Source organism: Pseudoalteromonas galatheae (genome assembly GCF_005886105.2).
Classification (GTDB): domain Bacteria; phylum Pseudomonadota; class Gammaproteobacteria; order Enterobacterales; family Alteromonadaceae; genus Pseudoalteromonas; species Pseudoalteromonas galatheae.
In genome coordinates this window covers 1,024,441-1,043,529 of sequence record NZ_PNCO02000001.1, presented here as the reverse complement: position 1 = coordinate 1,043,529, position 19,089 = coordinate 1,024,441, and the positions used below count along the sequence as shown (strand labels likewise).

General features: G+C 43.2%; 19 protein-coding genes. 2 read left to right on the top strand and 17 right to left on the bottom strand.

Annotation, left to right across the window (positions count from 1 at the left end; genetic code table 11):
• Window positions 1-38: 38 nt before the first annotated feature.
• The 15 genes from CWC29_RS04525 to rppH all read right to left on the bottom strand — a co-directional run bounded on the left by CWC29_RS04525 (window position 39) and on the right by rppH (window position 14,346).
• Complete coding sequence (locus CWC29_RS04525) at window positions 39-677, bottom strand: FlgO family outer membrane protein (protein WP_138524473.1); 639 nt, start codon at window positions 675-677, stop codon at window positions 39-41.
• A 13-nt stretch (window positions 678-690) separates the two neighbouring features.
• On the bottom strand, window positions 691-1,344 hold the full coding sequence (locus CWC29_RS04520; protein WP_128727916.1) for a FlgO family outer membrane protein: 654 nt from the start codon (window positions 1,342-1,344) through the stop codon (window positions 691-693).
• 14 nt (window positions 1,345-1,358) lie between these two features.
• Complete coding sequence (locus tag CWC29_RS04515; RefSeq protein ID WP_138524472.1) at window positions 1,359-1,940, bottom strand: FlgO family outer membrane protein; 582 nt, start codon at window positions 1,938-1,940, stop codon at window positions 1,359-1,361.
• 54 nt (window positions 1,941-1,994) lie between these two features.
• Window positions 1,995-2,600, bottom strand: coding sequence for an SPOR domain-containing protein (locus CWC29_RS04510; protein WP_128727918.1), 606 nt, complete (start codon window positions 2,598-2,600; stop codon window positions 1,995-1,997).
• On the bottom strand, window positions 2,587-5,538 hold the full coding sequence (locus tag CWC29_RS04505; protein ID WP_235956523.1) for a hypothetical protein: 2,952 nt from the start codon (window positions 5,536-5,538) through the stop codon (window positions 2,587-2,589). The genes CWC29_RS04510 and CWC29_RS04505 overlap by 14 nt, the downstream gene beginning before the upstream one ends.
• Before the next feature lie 10 nt (window positions 5,539-5,548).
• The gene (locus CWC29_RS04500; RefSeq protein WP_128727919.1) at window positions 5,549-6,271 is read right to left on the bottom strand and encodes a fimbrial biogenesis chaperone; all 723 of its coding nucleotides are present in this window, start codon (window positions 6,269-6,271) and stop codon (window positions 5,549-5,551) included.
• 63 nt (window positions 6,272-6,334) lie between these two features.
• Complete coding sequence (locus tag CWC29_RS04495) at window positions 6,335-6,751, bottom strand: DUF4402 domain-containing protein (protein ID WP_328820768.1); 417 nt, start codon at window positions 6,749-6,751, stop codon at window positions 6,335-6,337.
• A gap of 45 nt (window positions 6,752-6,796) precedes the next feature.
• A complete protein-coding gene (locus CWC29_RS04490) occupies window positions 6,797-7,378 on the bottom strand; it encodes a DUF4402 domain-containing protein (protein ID WP_128727920.1) in 582 nt (193 codons plus the stop codon).
• A gap of 97 nt (window positions 7,379-7,475) precedes the next feature.
• The gene (locus CWC29_RS04485; protein ID WP_128727921.1) at window positions 7,476-7,988 is read right to left on the bottom strand and encodes a hypothetical protein; all 513 of its coding nucleotides are present in this window, start codon (window positions 7,986-7,988) and stop codon (window positions 7,476-7,478) included.
• Window positions 7,989-8,092: 104 nt separating this feature from the next.
• Window positions 8,093-8,983, bottom strand: a complete 891-nt coding sequence (gene galU / locus CWC29_RS04480) for a UTP--glucose-1-phosphate uridylyltransferase GalU (protein WP_128727922.1) — start codon at window positions 8,981-8,983, stop codon at window positions 8,093-8,095.
• Between the two features lie 8 nt (window positions 8,984-8,991).
• On the bottom strand, window positions 8,992-9,825 hold the full coding sequence (locus CWC29_RS04475; protein ID WP_128727923.1) for a thymidylate synthase: 834 nt from the start codon (window positions 9,823-9,825) through the stop codon (window positions 8,992-8,994).
• A 13-nt stretch (window positions 9,826-9,838) separates the two neighbouring features.
• Window positions 9,839-10,651 (bottom strand): prolipoprotein diacylglyceryl transferase, encoded by an 813-nt coding sequence (gene lgt / locus CWC29_RS04470; RefSeq protein ID WP_138524470.1) that lies wholly within the window; start codon window positions 10,649-10,651, stop codon window positions 9,839-9,841.
• A 9-nt stretch (window positions 10,652-10,660) separates the two neighbouring features.
• Window positions 10,661-11,470, bottom strand: coding sequence for a sulfite exporter TauE/SafE family protein (locus CWC29_RS04465; RefSeq protein ID WP_128727925.1), 810 nt, complete (start codon window positions 11,468-11,470; stop codon window positions 10,661-10,663).
• Between the two features lie 47 nt (window positions 11,471-11,517).
• Window positions 11,518-13,806: a phosphoenolpyruvate--protein phosphotransferase gene (ptsP, locus tag CWC29_RS04460; protein ID WP_138524468.1), complete on the bottom strand. Its 2,289-nt coding sequence runs from the start codon at window positions 13,804-13,806 to the stop codon at window positions 11,518-11,520.
• Between the two features lie 15 nt (window positions 13,807-13,821).
• Window positions 13,822-14,346 (bottom strand): RNA pyrophosphohydrolase, encoded by a 525-nt coding sequence (gene rppH, locus CWC29_RS04455; RefSeq protein WP_010369331.1) that lies wholly within the window; start codon window positions 14,344-14,346, stop codon window positions 13,822-13,824.
• 439 nt (window positions 14,347-14,785) lie between these two features.
• On the opposite strand from rppH, the gene mutH reads away from it, so the two are divergent.
• Together mutH and CWC29_RS04445 are read left to right on the top strand one after the other, a co-directional pair.
• The gene (gene mutH, locus CWC29_RS04450; RefSeq protein WP_128727927.1) at window positions 14,786-15,460 is read left to right on the top strand and encodes a DNA mismatch repair endonuclease MutH; all 675 of its coding nucleotides are present in this window, start codon (window positions 14,786-14,788) and stop codon (window positions 15,458-15,460) included.
• 132 nt (window positions 15,461-15,592) lie between these two features.
• On the top strand, window positions 15,593-15,742 hold the full coding sequence (locus CWC29_RS04445) for a hypothetical protein (RefSeq protein ID WP_161568699.1): 150 nt from the start codon (window positions 15,593-15,595) through the stop codon (window positions 15,740-15,742).
• Between the two features lie 57 nt (window positions 15,743-15,799).
• Here the strand turns inward: CWC29_RS04445 and eno are convergent, their stop codons facing one another.
• Window positions 15,800-17,092 carry a phosphopyruvate hydratase gene (gene eno / locus CWC29_RS04440; protein ID WP_128727928.1) on the bottom strand — a complete coding sequence of 431 codons (1,293 nt, stop codon included), beginning with the start codon at window positions 17,090-17,092 and terminating at the stop codon, window positions 15,800-15,802.
• Window positions 17,093-17,334: 242 nt separating this feature from the next.
• A complete protein-coding gene (locus CWC29_RS04435) occupies window positions 17,335-18,969 on the bottom strand; it encodes a CTP synthase (RefSeq protein WP_128727930.1) in 1,635 nt (544 codons plus the stop codon).
• Between the last annotated feature and the right edge of the window lie 120 nt (window positions 18,970-19,089).

Genomic DNA, 19,089 nt, shown 5'->3' with positions numbered 1-19,089 from the left:
CTAAATTTTATTCTCGTCAAAAAACGCTGTCTGAAATGTTATCTTGAAGCGGTTGCCTGCTCATCAAGGATAAAGTATGGAATGGTCACCATAGTGCTTGCGATAACTAAGCTGGTGTTAAACTCTAACAATCTTGCATTCACCTCCACGCCTCGTGGACGGTAAACCATAGTACCTGTAAGTAAATGGCTCGGTGATTGCACATTTCTCAAGCGGTTTGCGTTACGAGAAAAAGTCAAATCGCCACTGGATGTCACTTCTATTTTTCCAAGCGCTTTAAAGTCTAGCGCTTGATAACCCAGCTTTTGCATTTGGTGCATTAAAGACTCAGCCAATTGGTTTCCTAACTGGTTAGTATCCCTTAATGATTCATTAAAGTTAACAAAACTGGCTACCGCTATCGACTCCGGCTTTTGCCCTAAAACAGTATCTGACAGTTCCAAAGCTATTTGATTAGCATAGTTGGCAATTTCTTTGCGATGACGGTAGCTAATAAAGCCAATATCTTGCATTGCCGTGGCTTGAGAAGCTTCATTACGCTCTTGCTCTTTCATCATAGCGTACAATATTTCCATATCGGATTGCTGCGCTTCTGTAGATTCTGGAGCCACCTGTTTTGTCATTTCGCAGCCCCCAAGTAAAGCAAGTGTTGTCGCAAATAGTACTACATTTTTCATTATAGCCTCCGAGTTAGTTTGCACGCTCTATACGAATGCCATCGTATGCCGCGCCATCTTGCAAGGCATTGACCACATTTTGCGGCAAAAAGCCTTGAGCGGAACCCACGACACTTTTACTTCTGAGCCCTACCACTCTGGCATTGACCATCACTCCGCCCTGATGATTAACCAATGTACCGCCTAGCACATACAAAAAAGGATGGTCGTCAGATAACTCTAAGAAATCACGGCTAAAAATAAAGTCGCCTTCGGGTGTGACCCTGATATAGTCCGTTGTTTTAAAATCTACAACGGGGATCCCAAATGCATGAAGTTCATGAATAAAGCTTTCAGCCAATTGGTTACCCAGTAAGGAGCCTTTATCAAACTCTTTATCTAAAAATACAAAACTTGTCACCGCAACTGGCGTTTTCTCATTCACGTGTTTCAAGTTTGCTACCATGTCTTGCATAATACCCTGCACATAATGGGTCACATTTTTACCCGCCATCTGCTGAGAAACTGAGAACTGCTTCATCCCATTTGGATTGCTTTGATACATCGAAGATTTCTCAAAGCCATTACGAACAGGTTCAGTCTGTGCGCCATCAACTGCAAAAAAATTACTTTGGGCGCAACCAACCATCAATGAAAGAGGCAAAACCAAACTTAATACTTTTTTCATTACTCTCATCTCCACTAATATTGGCTTCGTATAATTTGGCCGTTGCGATTCGTAACTCGCTCAGTACCCCACATCGCAGTTTTAGGTATACTGATTGATGCGGCTGAAACAGAACGATTATGAAGCGTATCCACAAGCCTTGCATTGACCAAGTAGATATCTCGGCTTTCCACGATTGTGCCGACTACGACAAGGTCAATTTTCTGGCGCTGATTCAGCATATCTAATTCTCGACTTAACATACTATCGGCAGAACTTTGTAAAGATAAAGCGTTTCTGAGGCGGTATTCCACAACATCAGCTCCCATTTGGCTTAGGTGAGTCATAAGGGATTCTTGCAGGGCCAAGCCCAAACCAAAACCTTGGCCATCCAGGGTATTATCTAGCTGATTAGCCCTAAAAAAACTCGTCACGGCAACTGTTGAATTGGGCTTGAACGGCCGAACATATTGGCCTAGCTCCACGGCTAACTGAGCACCAAATGTGTCCAAATCAGGTAAGGCTTCTTGTTGCTGGGTCGCTTCCCTCTTGCCAAATTGATGGCCGTTTGTACATCCGACCATAAACATAACCATTATGAGTACTAGATATTTCATTTCACCAAACCCACGATAAACTTATTTGGTGAGAAGCAAAATACGCACCAAGTTTTAGAGTCGGTGATTCGTATAGTGACTAACCAAGCAGCTGAAGCCCGCTTGTTTTAGCTGCTGGCAACCTCTGTATGCAGAGGCCTTGTCCATGAATGCACCTAGTTTGAGTCGGTAGTACTTCGTACTTTGAATATCGACTTGCTCAATATTCACTTCGCTTGTTGCGAAGTCTTGCGGTAGCTTATCTTTAAGCTGCTCATAAGTTTTCCTAAGCTTGGCATACTCTGTTGTAGAGGCCAATTGGATTGCAAATTCAGCTATTTCCTCAGGCTTGGCTTGTTTCTTCACAAGCTTTGTCTCTTGCTCAATTACGTGCTCAGGCTGCTTTGTAAAGAGTTCAGCATCTTTTTGCTTTGTGAGTGTGCTTGATAACTGCATAGCAATAACATCTAAATCCTCCTGCACCTCTTCAAACTTGGCGACCTGTTGCTTTAGCACTCTAAGCTGCTCGACTTCCCGTTGCAAGGTACTAACCTGTTGCTCAAGTAAAGATAATTGCTTCTTCATTTGCAGTGTGTCAGGTTGGCTCTCGTCCCTAGTTGATTGACAACCACTCAACGCTACGAAGCTGAGCATAATAAAATACCGCTTAATTAATTGCATTGTTTTCTCTTTCATAAATAGTTAAGGATTCCACGGTGCAAGAAACTTTAAAGGGAATTAGATTTTGGCAAATATTTGCCGCATTTTGTGAAGCACTATCTCTTAAGACAAGCAAATAAGTCGCGCTCCCTTCTTTTTGCGCATACCCAAAGCCACCGCGGAACATTGCTCGGTAGCGCTTTGCTAAAATCGCCGCATAAACTTTTAATATTGTTAGTGTCTTAAAACGTCCAACTACGGCAAACTCTTGCGTAGTTAATCGCTGTTGTTGTAATTCGAGGTTAACATCAAGTAGCAAGTCCCCTTCTGCACTTAACTCCACTTCTACCTGTTGAGTACTGGCTACCGCGAGCCTTTTCGCATCACTTATCGCTGTACGATAAGTCCCTGGCTTCAAACCAGTAAATACATAGTAACCGTCATATGCCGTCTGAGTGCGCGCGACCTCGTTGCCCACTTCATCAAGTAAACTCACGGTGGTGAATCCAGCAGGTCGGCGTTCGGTACCCTCATTAATTTCGATAACCCCTTCAACTTCCGACGAGTTTACAAATGGTATTTCAACGAATTCAATATGACCGGGTCTTGGAGTGAATGAAAAGCCATCATTAGCGGGAATTAAAAAGGGTTCGGGGATCGTGTCTGTATCGACAACAATATCTGTTCGTTTGTAATTAACCATTGAAGGTAATAGCGCAATACCGTCGTCGTCAGTTTTACCTTGTGCAAAATTTTGTAATGCTTTTATAGTTACCCCTTCAAGCGGTAACTCGCCGTCATCAAGATAGCCATTGTTGTTTTGGTCGATAAAAGCATGAACCATCAAAGAGCCAAACTGCGACAAGCGTTTACTAGTTAAAAAAACCTGCTCTACCGTTTCGCCCGCACCTATACTCACTTGCCCAGATAGACCTACTTGCCAGTTATCCTCGTTGTCATACTGTAAGTCCGTTAACAACCTAAACTTATCATGGTTCCAGCTCAATCCAAGTTCAGTTTTATAGTAATCTTCGGTAAAGTCTTTGTAAAAGGTAACGCCAAGATCAAGCTCAGAACTTAGCTCTTTACTTAATTCGAGCTCTACGGCTGTCATTTCATTGAAAGGTTTTATGTCATACCAAGTAGTAAAACGACTATACACGCCAAGGACTCTGCGTTGCCAGCGCAAATAGCCGCTCACGTTGCTAGCTTGATTTGCCATCTCTTGCCATACAAATTGGTTACTGAAAGAGCCCCAATAATTACCTGTACTAAACAGTAGCGACGCTTGCTCTGTGATGTCTTTATTAGCTCTATCAAGATGCAAGTATTCAGCACGATAATAAATCTTAGCAGCGTCAAAAAGAGGCCACTCTCCTGCCGCTGTTAATTTTATCTCCGTCGAATTTTCATCCAGCTCTAGCTCTTCCTTTAGTTCAACTTTAGCACCTACCTGTTGCCCAAGTAGACGAGTTCGAGTATTTGCAGAGAGACGGTGGTTCTCTTCGCTCCTACTGTAGTCTACATCCAGTAATAGTCGTTTGTTAATATTGGTGTTGAATCCCGTTGAAAAGTATTGTTCTGACGCACTATTTTTCATACCTTGACGATGTTGCAAACCTGCATACACCGCAAAATTTTCAGTGAGACCGTAGTCAAAGCGACCATTTACTTGCCAGCTTGAAGTGCCCGATAATGCCGTTTTGTCTCCAAGCATACTTTTGCCCGTTTCAGTTATTGATACGGCATAAAACCCTTCGCCTTCATTCACTGCGCTTTGTTCAACATAGTATGTTTGCACTTCTTTTGATACTTGACCTTGACCTCCATACATCACTAGTTCAAAAGTGTTTTCACCAAATAATAAGTCAACATTTTCAAACTCATAGCGCCCTGATTGGACATTATTTTCTTGCCCTATCAGTAACCCATTTCGATAAAGTTCTACGTCCCATCCCACCTGAACTGGACCAGAAATAACAATGCGCTGACGGTTAGTACGCTTATCCAACGGCGCGTTACCGAAGCTAACTCCTCGCCCTTCATTATTTAATGCATCGACTCCAACTTGAACACTCTGAACATCACCGAGCGATACCTTGGTAAAGTTGCCAAACGGCAGAGCATCGGCTTTTTTTGAGGCTCGATTGAGTGACAATCGCGAGCGATTAATGACATCCCCTTCTCTACCAGCAATAAAGTACTGAGCTTGCCAATAAGCAATGTCTTGTGAACCAAGTAAGGAATAAGATGTTCGATTATAGCCCTCGGTGATCTGTGTATTTATCTGCGCATCCAAGACTGGTTTACCAATGCTTTGATAAGGGCTTGATCGCCAAGGTAACGTTGCACTAGCATTGCGGTCAAAGCTAACTACTTCTCGCCCTAATCGCTGTTGCTGAGCTTCTATTGGCAGAATTTGCTTACTCTTCACGGTCAGAGATAAGTCTTGTATATTGGTAAATAGACTGACGTCGAATAAAGTCGCAACAATATAATCAGCTAGAAACACCTCGCCATTGATGATCTGAACTTCTCTATCACTCAATTGCGTCCGCTGTCCTTTACTCTCAACTAAAAGCGACTGAGTTTTGAGGCTAAAGGTGTTGTCAGAAGTAAAGAACCAACCGCTAAAATTTCCCGAGCCGTCTTCTGATGCCACAAATCCCAAGGCTGAAAATAGGCTCAAGAGTTCTACGTTGACACCTTGATCCGAAGTAATCGCAATGACTTCACCTAAGTATAAGTTCCCCTTATAAGCAGATAAGAATAGTTCCGTACCCACATCAATTCGAGAAACTACTCGTTCACTTTGTTGTATGGTGAGTTTTGCCTTAACTCTTTCAATCCGCTCTAATAGCTGTTGCAAAGTATCAGCCTGAGATGCAACAGCAGACTGATAACATAGCATGCCTATTAGTAACACACACCAAATAGCCGATGCTCTCATCAGGGTCATTTATTCCAAGCTATAAAGATACAAAGTCATCTACGAAAGTACGGTCTGAGTATTCCTCATCACCCACATACTTTATTAGGATTTTACCTGGTGGCCCGAGCTTTATTGCGGGATCTATTGCAAACTCCACTTTTCTTTGGTTAAGTTCCGGATATACCGCAAATTTATTCAACACACCTATCCGCACTGGGTTAACATCATTTTTTCCCTGCCAATAAGCAGATAGTTCGCCAAAGCTACTATATTTTCCTGTTCGACTAAGCAGTACCGTAATTTCCTGACGACCACTTTTTGCACTGCTTAAAATGACATCTTCAAGCCGTATTTGCGGATGCGTCTTACCAATTCGCAGCACAACCGGAATGCTATAGCTCATCAGCACGTCTATATTGATACCTTCTTGCAGTTTGCCCTTATCACTCGGCAGCTCCCTAAAGAGCAAATGTGAACGATACTCCCCTTGCTCCATATTTGCTTTTCTACGCACAGCCAGCTTTATTACCTGACGCTCACCGGGTCCTAACGTTACTTGCCTAGGTGAAATCCGCACAAAATGGCTAGCTGCCATTGGATTCATCTTTTGCTCGGCAAAGTTGGCATAACCACCTTCTTTAAGCGCTAGCTTCTCTTGAAATTCAAGTCGGTAGGACTTGGTCACATCACCATTATTGATGATAGTAACTCTCTCAATTCTTTGACGTTCTTCAAAAGCAATCCGTGTTGGCGTTATCATTAAGTTAGCGCTCACTTTCCAGCAACAAAACAAAAGCAGCGTTAATACTAGTTTCTTCATAATTTAGTAAGACAAAGTTATTTCAACGTTTAAGGTTTGTACCCCATCCGATAGGGAGTTACCATTCCCAGCAAATCGCAATTGACCACCGACTTTAAATTCAGCAGATCCAACACTATTCGTGTAAACCGCGTTCTCGTGATAAAGCTCCGTCAACTGAAAAGCATCAGATGCGCCAAGGTTCCAATAGCCGAACCAGTCATTATAAACGGTTGATTGGACACTAATTTGGCGATTGTGGGGAAAATCGTTCAATAGGATTTCCGCAGCGTGACCAAACTTTACAAATAAAATATTACTTGAGGTTTGTGGCCTAACATTAGGCTCTATCGTCACTGTACCTGCGCTATTTTGATCAATAATCGCAATAGTGCCAAAGCTCAATTTCTTAATGACCGATATATCTTGAGCTTTGGCCACGTGACTGGCTAGAAGTACTGCCAGTGCAATGTAAAGCCACATTTTTTAGTAAGCGATTTCGATATCAACTTTACTGGTGTAAACACCACCACCATAGGTCTCTGTTCCAGAAAGTGCTTTCGTACTTAATGTTGCGCCAACTGAAAGCGTTGCAGCACCATTTGCGTCAACTCTAAACTTGTTGTTTGACACTTCGCTATTTGGTTGCCCGCCGCTTACCACAAAAAATTCAAAATCCTTTAAATCAAAAGAGGCATTACCTACACTATCAATCGTAGCTGAAGCCGGTACCGTAATCGTTAACTCAGTATTTGGTGCTGCATCGGTGATATTGATAGAGCCAGCTCCACCTGCACTAATAAGGTTTATCACTGCGCCACCAGGACTCTTGATTTCAGGATCAGGCAGTGAAGGATCCGCCTCAATCTTCATCGTAGCGACATCAGCTGCATCGCCCTGCACTCGAATAATACCGAAATCAAGCGGATCACCGGCTTCTGCTGAAAATAAGTTTTTAACTTCTACTTTAACTTCAAGGCGAGCAGTATCTTTAGCAATTGCTGAAGAAGTAAGTAAAGCCGCGGAAATAGAACTTGCGATAAGCGCAGACTTAATCAGTGTTTTCATTTTTAAATTCCTTTAGAGGTAGTTTTGTCGCCACCGAAATACCGTTTTTTGGTGGCTAATTCTTTATCGTTCCTAAATGGGAAAACTTTAGTGAAAATTAAAACAATAATCTCCTACAATCAAGACTTTGTATAGAAAAAAAGCGACAGTACGCTTTTGCTTCTTGCGTTGATTTCAACCCTGAGATAGTTGCCCAGCTTCTATTATTAAAATCTTTTACAGCTATCTCAGCATCAGAAAATAGACTCGGAAGTCGGGTCTTGATGGTAGATAATAATGCTTGATGCCTTTTTAATTGCGTTACGGAGTGCTTAAAAATAGGAAAAAGCTTGAGTTGTATGCTATCTATCGACTGCGATTGCTCATGTTGCGTTGCAGAGTAACGCTTAACTTTTTGTGCCGGACGAATAGCGCTTTGAACGTCCACAACATTTGCCTGTTGCTCTAATAAATTCAACAAGGTAGATAAGTCGCTCTCTAAAAGACTAAGGCGCTCAACACTCTCCAGTTGTTGCTCGTCGAGCTGCATAACTGAATGCTGATGACTACTACAGCCCGATAGCATAGGAAATAGAGTGAGCAAGGAAAGAATAAAAAAGTGAATACGCACAGCGAGTTACAACTAAAATCCATTTAGTACCCAATACTACCTAAGCTAACTTGAATAGCCAAATGCTTTTATCGCAAAAATTCACCTTTTTAACTAAAGGTAATTCATTTACTTTTTGAAATAATTGATTTAATGAAAGAAGATAGTTCTTCACTAAATGCTTCTCGCCGTAAAGCATGCTCAACTATGGCTTTTAAATAGCCGATTTTGCTTCCGCAGTCATGACTTTTTCCACATAGAGCGTACGCTTGTACTTCTTCTGTCTCCATCATCATTGCGATAGCGTCTGTTAATTGGATCTCACCACCTGCTCCCTCTGGCGTTTTTGCCAACATCGGCCAAATGGACTTACTTAATACATAACGTCCTACAATAGCCAAATTAGAGGGTGCAGCGCCCTCAGGTGGCTTTTCAACCATACTATACATTGACTTGGATGCACCGGGGGGAAGTGTTTCACCGTGTAGATCAACAACTCCAAATTGAGAGGTTAAGTGTTCTGGCACAGGCTCTACCATGACTTGACTAAAGCCACCCTGTTCGAAGCGCTCTATCATCTGAGCTAAGTTTTCTGTACGTAAGTCACTGGCAGCGGCATCAATCAACACATCGGGCAACATTACAACAAATGGCTCATCTCCGATCACCGGAGCGGCACAATTGATTGCGTGTCCAAGCCCCTTAGCCTCCCCCTGACGAACTTGAATAATAGTCGTATTTTTGGGGCAAATTGATTGTACTTCTTCTAGTAGCTGTCGCTTAACCCTCTGCTCAAGGGTTGCCTCTAACTCAAAGCTTTTATCGAAATGATTTTCAATCGAATTCTTACTTGAATGAGTAACTAAAACAATTTCTCGAATTCCAGCTGCCACAGCCTCGTCGACTACGTATTGGATAAGCGGTTTATCGACAATCGGTAGCATTTCTTTTGGTATAGCTTTAGTGGCAGGCAGCATCCTTGTACCCAAACCTGCGACTGGAATAACGGCTTTCATGTTAACTCCTAAATAGCGACTGGTGCTTTGATATGAGGGTGACATTGATAGTCTACCAACTCAAAGTCCTCAAATTTAAAGTCGAATATATCCTTTACTTCAGGGTTAATTCGCATTGTAGGTTTTGCATACGGTTCACGGCTTAATTGTTCTTCAACCTGTTCCATATGATTTAAATATAGATGAGCATCACCGAAAGTGTGAACAAAATCGCCAACTTCTAAGTCGCAAACTTGTGCAATCATCATTGTTAACAGTGCATAGCTTGCGATGTTAAAGGGCACACCTAAGAAAATATCTGCACTGCGTTGATAAAGCTGGCAAGAAAGCTTGCCATCTAGTACATAAAATTGGAATAACGTGTGGCAAGGTGGTAACGCTTGTTTGCCCATCGCTGCGTTTTCTTTTGGTGAATAGCTAGTATCAGGCAGAAGCGCAGGGTTCCATGCACTCACAATCAAGCGACGAGAGTCTGGATTGGTTTTGATTTGCTCAACAACATCTTTGATTTGGTCAACCACTTCACCATTTGGCCCCGTCCAAGAGCGCCACTGGCTGCCATAAACTGGCCCCAAGTCTCCTTCATCGGTTGCCCAGCCATCCCAAATGCTAACGCCATTCTCCTTAAGATATTTGATATTAGTATCGCCTTGCAAGAACCAAAGTAGCTCGTGAATAATCGAGCGTAGATGACACTTTTTCGTCGTTACAAGCGGAAAGCCTTCTTGCAGGTTGAAGCGCATCTGGTACCCAAAAACACTCACTGTACCTGTGCCCGTGCGGTCTTCTTTTTTTGTGCCATTATCACGCACATGGCGCATCAATTCTAAATATTGCTTCATTGTTCGCTACTCTTTAACTTTTAACTTGCCCAGTAGATGGGTTGCTACCTTCTCGCTTATATGCCCACACTATAAGGATAGTGCCTGCAATCACCATAGGGAGAGATAAGATCTGACCTTGAGAAATAAGGCCACCATACAAGCCTATATGTGCATCTGGCTCTCGGAAATACTCGATTGAGAAGCGAAAGACACCGTAACCTGCTAAAAATAAACCTGCTACACTGCCCGCTGGGCGTGGTTTTTGCCTAAACCATACCAGCATCACAAACAATACCAACCCTTCAAAAAACGCTTCATAAAGTTGTGATGGGTGGCGCGGCTGTGGACCGCCCGTAGGGAAAATAAATGCCCAAGGAACATCTGTTACACGACCCCATAACTCACCATTAATGAAGTTACCGATACGACCGGCAAACAGCCCAACAGGCACCATAGGAACGACAAAGTCGCCTACCGATAAAATCGAACGTTTATTTTTAAGCGCATACACGATAATCGCCGTGATAACGCCCAATGCGCCGCCATGAAAAGACATACCGCCTTGGTCCACCCTAAACAAATAAAGCGGGTTTTCAATAAAATGAGAGAATTGATAAAACAACACGTAACCAATTCGCCCGCCCAAGATCACCCCGAGCATACAGTAAAAAACTAGGTCGCCAACTTGGTCTTTATTCCAACCAGAGTTTGGCTTTTTTGCTTCTTTTCCTGCCCACCACATGGCAAACATAAAGCCGATTAAATACATTAATCCATACCAACGAACACTTAACGGTCCGATGGAAAAAATCACAGGGTCTATCTGTGGAAACTGCAAAGCCATAGCCTTTCCTTAATTCATTAACATATTGCCAGCGATAACAATGAGTAACGCCGCAAACACTTTCTTAATCGTTGTGACTGGTAAGTGGTGCGTAGCTTTAGCACCAATAGGCGCCATAAACCATGAAGTTGCCACTATACCAAACAAAGCCGGTAAATAGACAAAACCTAAAAATCCATGTTCAATATCCACATGTTGGCTGCCAGAGGCGATATAGCCAAAGGAGCCAAAGATAGCGATAACGATACCACTGGCAGACGCACATCCTATCGCTTTTTTCATATCAACAGAGAAAAATGTCAGTAGTGGGACGATTAATGCCCCCCCGCCAATACCAATCATTGCAGACAGCGCCCCCGTTACCGAGGTTAACATTGCTAATATCGGTCCTTGCGGTATAGCTCTGGTTGATTGTGGCGGTTTTCTGGAGCTCCACGCCATTTTCAATGCAATACCCACAACACTAACCACAAAAATAATTCTGACCAGTTTTTCTGGCAACATCACTGCGGCAAAACCACTCCCCAACGCGCCGACTGCCACACCTAACATCACCCATGGAGCAATGTGCCATGGAACATTGTCATTTTTATGATGCGCTTTTGCTGAAGATGTCGAAGTGAAAATAATGGAGGCGAGAGACGTCGCAATTGCAACTAACACCACTTGATCTGTGGGTATAACATTAAATTTGGTCAAGATAACAGATAAAATAGGGACTATCAGCAGCCCGCCGCCGATACCAAGCAGACCTGCCAAAAAGCCAACTGCACAGCCGAGCAAAGCGCAAAGTACAACGATGAGTATAATAGTTTCCATCAACAAGCTCTTATTCTTATAGCGCCGTAATGGTAGCGTAAATAGCCTTAAGAAGCACCCTTTGCTTGGTGGCTGGTATAGAGTAATTCTGCAAAATGATGCTCTATCATAAATTCTTTAATAATACGGCGCACTTGCTTAGATGAAGGTTGTGCTAAACAACTTTCAAGTAGAGCTTCCATATCCGTTACTTTGAGTCTACGTAGCACCCATTTCACTTTGTTCAGTGAAGAAATATTCATACTCAAACGGCGATACCCCATTGCAATAAGCAAGATTGCTCCCTCAGGCTCACCGCCTAACTCTCCACACAAGCTAAAAGGCAGTTCGTGTAATTCACACTGTTGTGCAATCTGATTTAACACTCGTAATACACTGGGATGATAAGGGTCAAAAAGATCCGCAACTTGTGCATTGGTCCTATCAACTGCTAATAAATACTGCGTCAAATCGTTACTGCCCACAGAACAAAAATCGACTTTTTTCGACCACTCAGGCAACAAGTACACGCTAGATGGTACTTCAAGCATTACGCCAATTTCTGGCCGGTCGATGGTGTAAAAAGGGTCAGCCCATTCGTCTTGCAACTCAAAACAAGCCTGCTCAATAAGCCCCATCGCTTCATCTATTTCCTCACTGTGGCCCACCATAGGCAACATAATCTGTAAGTTGCCAAGACCCGCGTTTGCTTTGATCATCGCTTTGATTTGATCTAAGAAAAGCTCGGGATGATCCAACGATACACGAATGCCCCGCCACCCTAAAAATGGGTTTTCTTCTTTGATATCAAAGTAATCTAGAATTTTGTCGCCACCGATATCTAAAGTCCGCATCACTACGGGCTCAGGGTGATAACGTGATAGCACCTCGCGATACCAGATTTCTTGCTCCGATTGTGTTGGGAATTGGCCTTTTTGCATAAACCAAGACTCAGTACGATAAAGACCAACCCCGTCGCAATAACTGGCACTTAATGTTTCAGTCGATAGATCAAGCCCAGCATTTAAGAGTAAATTTATACGCTCACCATCGAGTGTAATAGGCGGCAAATCATGTTCCGCTTCAAACTTATCATGCAGAATATTGTCTTTACGTTTAATTTCAACATACTCATTGACCAACATTTGCGAAGGCGAAATATAAAGCCGTCCAGAATACGCATCCATGATCATAGACTTACCATCAAACTGTAATAATGGAATGTCTTCTATGCCCCAAATAGCGGGGACGCCCATCGCGCGAGTGAGAATGGAGGCATGAGAGTTGGCCGAGCCATGCACACTGACTACCCCTTTGAGCTTTTCTTTTGGTACCTGCGCTAACATAGTTGGGGTCAAGGTATGGGCGATTAGAATCGTATTGTCTGGATAGTGTTTAACCGCTTGTTCAGTCGAGACTAAATGCTGGAGCACGCGAAGGCCAATATCATTAACATCAATCGCGCGCTCTTTGATATAAGGGTCACTCATCATATCAAACTGAGCCACAAGCTTTTCGATAACAAGCTTTAGCGCTGTTTTTGCGTTCCAGCCTTGTTGTATCTCAGATTCCACTTGTTTACCTAAACTCTTGGCATCCAAAAGTTGTTGGTAAACCTCAAACACAGCTACCGCTTCCTTTGGAATATCATCACTCAAGGTTTTGGCTAAAATATGGAACTCTTGCCGAGTCGCAGCCACTGCTTGATGAAACAGCTGAATTTGCTGTTGAATATTGTCACTATGCTGCGGTTCAATACTCGCAAAATCAATATGGGGCAACACCACATAACCATCACCTAAGGCAATACCAGGTGCACTCGATACCCCTTTTAACACCGAGGTTCTATGGCTGCTTGCATCTTGTTGAAGTAAAGTTTGGATCTCAGTGTTGGCAAGTTGTGAAGCCAATTGCGCTGAAAGCGTAATGAGAAAGGACTCTTCGTCATGGCTAAATACACGAGCAACCTTTTGCTGCACCACAATAACCCCAAGCACTTTTCGCTGGTGTACAACAGGCACTGATAAGAAAGCATTGTAGCCTTCTTCATTGACCTCGGGTGACAGTTTGAATCTTGGGTGTGATTGGGCGTGGGCAACGTTAATCGGCTCTTCACGCTGGGCAACAAGACCGACTAGACCTTCAGTAAATCCCATTCGGAATTTCCCGATTGCTTCAGGGTTTAAGCCATCTGTTGCCATCAGGATAAAATTATCTTGACTGTAATCGGCAAAGTAAACTGAGCAGCATTCAGTGTGCATGGCATCTTTAACCATAGTAACAAAGCAATTTAACGCGCTTTGTAGGTCACTTTGCTGTGCCACTGACTCAGCAATCGATCTTAACGTTGCTAACACCTGCTGCTCCTTTTTTTATCGTTTTGTGCGCCAGAAATCCTTCTGCCCTTGCTGTTCACGTTTACCAAATGGCATCGCAAACGGAGCGAATTCCTTCATCACTCGACGATAGACATCACGCTTAAACGATACAACTTGACGTACTGGATACCAATAGCTAACCCAGCGCCAATCATCAAACTCAGGGTGATGCGTACGTAATAAGTCTACATCTTCATCTTTACACCTAAGTTTCAATAAAAACCATTTCTGCTTTTGCCCGATACAAACTGGGCTTGAATCTCGTCTAATTAACCTTTTTGGTAGTTTGTAACGTAACCAATGTTTAGAACTTGCTACTATTTCAACATCTTCTGGCCTAAGTCCAACTTCTTCATGAAGTTCACGATACATCGTTTGCTCAGGTGTTTCCCCTTGATCTATTCCGCCTTGAGGAAATTGCCAAGAGTGTTGTCCGTAACGACGGGCCCAAAAAACCTGCCCCTGATTATTACAAATCACTATTCCGACATTGGCACGAAACCCTTCGGCATCAATCACCTTAGTGCCTCATTTATAAGTCGATTTTTAATGATTGTTCCACAACTCCCGCGTCACGGCAAATTTAATTCCATTCTATACCTAAATTATCTCAGCATACTCTCAAGTTACCCACAACTTGTGCATAACTAAGTATTTACCAGTTCAAATTACGAACAAATCCACAGATACACACTTCAAACCTCAGGTTTTCCACATATTCTGTGGATAATTATGTTTATAGTCTTGTATTTATCCAAAGCCATAAGAATTCCAAGGCACACTGACTGTAGCAAAGAAAAAATAACTTCATATTTATCATATAGATAATGGAGTTATTGCTTTATTCAAAGGTTGAAATAATAAGCCGTACTTAAATTGAGTGTAAAATAACCAACTTACTTAGCTACATGATTTCTTTTATAATCGTGTTTTTAAGGAATAGACTCAGGAGTATCGCTTGCCATCAGTTACACCACCACGCTCTGTAGGCGAACTTATGCAGCGTGTTGAAAACATAGCCGGTTTAACATTGGGTGAACTCGCTCAGCAGCTCTCGTTTAAAACTCCACAAGACTTGCTCAAAGAAAAAGGCTGGGTAGGACAACTCATAGAAGCAGCCTTAGGTGCTACCGCGGGCTCAAAGCCTGTGCCTGATTTTGAGCATATTGGCGTTGAACTCAAGACTTTGCCAATAGGCTATCAAGGCAAACCGCTAGAGACTACCTATGTTTCTGTCGTACCGCTGACTCAGTTAACGGGATTAACATGGGAAGCATCGAGTGTTAAAAAGAAATTAGCTCATGTTCTTTGGCTACCCATATTAGCCGAACGAGAAATTCCTTTAATAGATAGGGTTATTGGACACGGCTTCTTATGGCGGCCGGACGCGCATCAAGAACAGTTGTTACGAAGGGACTGGGAAGAGCAAATCGAGTTAATCGCTACGGGTCATGTAGAGCAAATCTCAGGGCATCTTGGAGAAGTCATGCAGATAAGGCCAAAGGCGGCAAATGCCAAAGCGCTCACCGATGCAATTGGGCCTAACGGTAAAATAGTGCAGACTTTGCCAAGAGGTTTTTATTTGAAAATCAATTTCACTCAATCGATATTGGCGCAAGAGTTTGGTGTTTAAAACCACTGTTCATTTATCACACAAAAGTACAAGTATAAAACAACCGACACCTTGTGTAGATTTGATTGGTATTTTTATAGAAGGAAAGGACAGTGAAATTAAAGCTCAAAAAAATCGATTAAAGAACTTAGTGTGAACAAAACACTTGTGACTAAAATAACGCCGGCTATTGCTGGGAGTAATGGTCCTGCGACGATGGGTGATGCTTGTAATTCACTTCAAGTCTGTTGGACATTTAGAAATGGCCAAGCAAATTGTGAAATTTGGGGTGACGACCGCTAGCAGTAAAAAACGCCAGTAGCTAAACTGGCGTTTTTACAATACATCAAGTAATGCTAATTACTGACCTTTGATTTCACTACGGCCTTTGTATACCGCTTTTTCACCTAGCGCCTCTTCAATACGTAGTAACTGGTTGTACTTAGCTACACGATCCGAACGACAAAGTGAACCTGTCTTAATTTGGCCTGCCGCTGTTGCCACTGCTAAATCAGCAATGGTTGCGTCTTCAGTCTCACCAGAGCGGTGTGAAATAACGGCAGTAAAGCCAGCGTCTTGCGCCATTTTGATGGCATCAAGCGTTTCAGACAGTGAACCAATCTGGTTGAATTTAATCAAGATTGAGTTACCAATGCTTTCTTCTATACCACGCTTTAAGATCTTAGTGTTAGTAACAAAAAGATCATCACCCACTAGCTGAACTTTATCACCAATTTTATCTGTTAGGATTTTCCAGCCAGCCCAATCGCTTTCGTCTAGGCCATCTTCGATTGATACAATTGGGTAACGTGCGGCAAGATCAGCCAAAAAGCCTGCAAAACCTTCTGAGTCGAATGTTTTACCTTCGCCCTTTAGGTCATATTTGCCATCGACGTAAAACTCAGACGCTGCACAATCAAGTGCTAGCGTTACGTCTTTGTTCATTTCGTAGCCAGCTGCAGCAACCGCTTCTACGATCACCTCTAGCGCTTCTTCATTTGATTTAAGGTCTGGAGCAAAACCACCTTCGTCACCTACCGCAGTGTTTAGGCCACGTGACTTCAGTACTTTTTTCAGGCTGTGGAAGATTTCAGCACCCATACGTAGTGCTTCACGGAAGCTTTTTGCACCAACAGGCTGAACCATAAACTCTTGAATATCAACGTTGTTATCCGCGTGCTCACCACCATTGATAATGTTCATCATCGGAACTGGCATTGAGTACTGGCCTGCTGTACCGTTGATGTCTGCAATATGCTCGTATAGCGCCACGCCTTTGTCTTGTGCAGCTGCTTTTGCTGTTGCAAGAGATACCGCAAGGATAGCGTTCGCACCTAGTTTTTCTTTGTTTTCAGTGCCATCTAAGTCCAACATGATTTGGTCGATTGCACGTTGCTCTAGCGCGTTTTGACCTTCAAGTGCTGCCGCGATTTCGTTATTTACGTAGTTTACCGCAGTCAATACACCTTTTCCTAAGTAACGAGACTTATCACCGTCACGTAGCTCTAGTGCTTCACGGGTACCCGTAGATGCACCTGATGGCGCACATGCACGGCCCCATGCACCTGACTCTAGGTGTACGTCCGCTTCTACTGTTGGGTTACCGCGTGAGTCCATAACTTCACGGCCAATCACTCTAACGATTTTTGACATCTTGATTCCTCTTATTCCCAAAGTGGTGTGTGTTGCACTGCTTCTGTCGCAGGCGAATTCAGGGTCAATAAACCCGCTTTAAAGTTTGCCTTATCTCTGCGGCTTCGCAAAGTGAAGAATTTACACGTATCACATTGACGCGCTGGCAGATAAGAAAAAGTTTGGCGATAAACACTATAATTAGCGCCTATTGCAAAACCTTCTGCAACAAAAAAGCCGTGCAAGAGCACGGCTTTTTCTTATTACGAAGATGCTTTTTGGTGGCTGTATGCCGCCGCAACAAAGCCTTCAAATAATGGGTGACCATCGCGAGGCGTCGACGTGAACTCAGGGTGGAACTGAGCCGCGATAAACCAAGGGTGATCTTTATTCTCGATAATCTCAACTAGTTTCTTGTCTTCTGACAGACCAGTAAATTGCAGACCCGCTTTTTCAAGCTCAGCAACATAGTTGTTGTTTACTTCGTAGCGGTGACGGTGACGCTCGACGATTTCGGCATTACCGTATACTTCACGCACCTTAGAGCTTTCTTTTAAGTGGCAAAGCTGCGCGCCAAGACGCATAGTGCCGCCCAGATCAGAATCGTGATCACGTACTTCAATCTTACCATCTGCATCTAACCACTCAGTGATCAGACCAACTACTGGATGTGGACTTTCAAGATCAAATTCAGTTGAGTTAGCACCAGTAAGACCTGCAACGTTACGTGCATACTCGATTAGCGCAACTTGCATCCCTAAACAAATACCTAGGTATGGTACTTTGTTTTCACGTGCATACTTTGCAGCTAAAATCTTACCTTCAACGCCACGGTTACCAAAGCCACCAGGTACTAAGATAGCATCAAGATGCTCAAGTAATTCAGTGCCTTTACTCTCGATATCTTGCGAGTCAACGTATTCAATATTCACTGTCAAACGGTTTTTCAAACCAGCATGCTTCAACGCTTCGTTAACCGATTTATATGCATCTGGTAACTCGATATATTTACCGACCATACCAATTGTCACTTCACCAGTAGGGTTTGACTCTTGATAAAGTACTTGCTCCCACTCAGATAAATCCGCTTCCGGACATTCAAGGTAGAAACGACGACAAATGATGTTATCAAGCTCTTGCGACTTCAATAGCGCTGGGATCTTATAAATACTGTCTACGTCTTGTAGTGAGATAACTGCTTTTTCTTCTACATTAGTGAATAGTGCAATCTTCGCGCGTTCGTTCGCTGGCAGTTTACGGTCCGAACGACAGATCAGAATATCAGGTTGAATACCGATTGAACGAAGCTCTTTCACTGAGTGCTGAGTTGGCTTAGTTTTCACTTCACCCGCAGGGCCTAAGAAAGGTACTAGTGTCAAATGCATAAACAGAGCACTTTCGCGACCAAGCTCTGTGCCTAGTTGGCGAATTGCTTCTAGGAAAGGTTGTGACTCGATATCACCAACCGTACCACCGATCTCTACGATAGCAACATCATGGCCTTCCGCGCCTTCAAGCACGCGACGCTTGATGTCATTTGTGATGTGAGGAATAACCTGAATAGTGGCACCTAAGTACTCACCTCTACGCTCTTTGCGCAACACGTCTTCAAATACACGGCCTTGTGTAAAGTTATTACGCTTGGTCATTTTAGTGCGAATAAAACGCTCGTAGTGACCAAGATCAAGGTCGGTTTCCGCGCCGTCTTCGGTTACGAATACTTCACCGTGTTGGATAGGGCTCATGGTCCCAGGGTCAACATTGATGTAAGGATCCAGCTTTAGAATCGTTACTTTCAAGCCACGTGCTTCTAAAATAGCGGCTAAAGAAGCAGCTGCAATACCTTTACCCAAGGAGGATACTACTCCGCCCGTTACGAAGATAAATTTTGTACTCATGCGAACCCTAGAAATTTCAGGAAAATTGGAATTTAAATAAGAATCAAGACGGGGCGATAGTATAGCAAAAGCACCCGGGCCATTCCAGCTAAAAATGACTTAGAGCGGTAATATATTTTA

Coding starts and splice junctions, on each gene's coding strand:
- CWC29_RS04490 (WP_128727920.1), bottom strand. CDS start 7,378: ATGAAAACACTGATTAAGTCTGCGCTTATCGCAAGTTCTATTTCCGCG.
- galU (WP_128727922.1), bottom strand. CDS start 8,983: ATGAAAGCCGTTATTCCAGTCGCAGGTTTGGGTACAAGGATGCTGCCT.
- CWC29_RS04525 (WP_138524473.1), bottom strand. CDS start 677: ATGAAAAATGTAGTACTATTTGCGACAACACTTGCTTTACTTGGGGGC.
- CWC29_RS04435 (WP_128727930.1), bottom strand. CDS start 18,969: ATGAGTACAAAATTTATCTTCGTAACGGGCGGAGTAGTATCCTCCTTG.
- CWC29_RS04500 (WP_128727919.1), bottom strand. CDS start 6,271: ATGATAACGCCAACACGGATTGCTTTTGAAGAACGTCAAAGAATTGAG.
- CWC29_RS04475 (WP_128727923.1), bottom strand. CDS start 9,825: ATGAAGCAATATTTAGAATTGATGCGCCATGTGCGTGATAATGGCACA.
- CWC29_RS04520 (WP_128727916.1), bottom strand. CDS start 1,344: ATGAAAAAAGTATTAAGTTTGGTTTTGCCTCTTTCATTGATGGTTGGT.
- CWC29_RS04510 (WP_128727918.1), bottom strand. CDS start 2,600: ATGCAATTAATTAAGCGGTATTTTATTATGCTCAGCTTCGTAGCGTTG.
- lgt (WP_138524470.1), bottom strand. CDS start 10,651: ATGGCTTTGCAGTTTCCACAGATAGACCCTGTGATTTTTTCCATCGGA.
- CWC29_RS04505 (WP_235956523.1), bottom strand. CDS start 5,538: ATGACCCTGATGAGAGCATCGGCTATTTGGTGTGTGTTACTAATAGGC.
- CWC29_RS04465 (WP_128727925.1), bottom strand. CDS start 11,470: ATGGAAACTATTATACTCATCGTTGTACTTTGCGCTTTGCTCGGCTGT.
- CWC29_RS04515 (WP_138524472.1), bottom strand. CDS start 1,940: ATGAAATATCTAGTACTCATAATGGTTATGTTTATGGTCGGATGTACA.
- eno (WP_128727928.1), bottom strand. CDS start 17,092: ATGTCAAAAATCGTTAGAGTGATTGGCCGTGAAGTTATGGACTCACGC.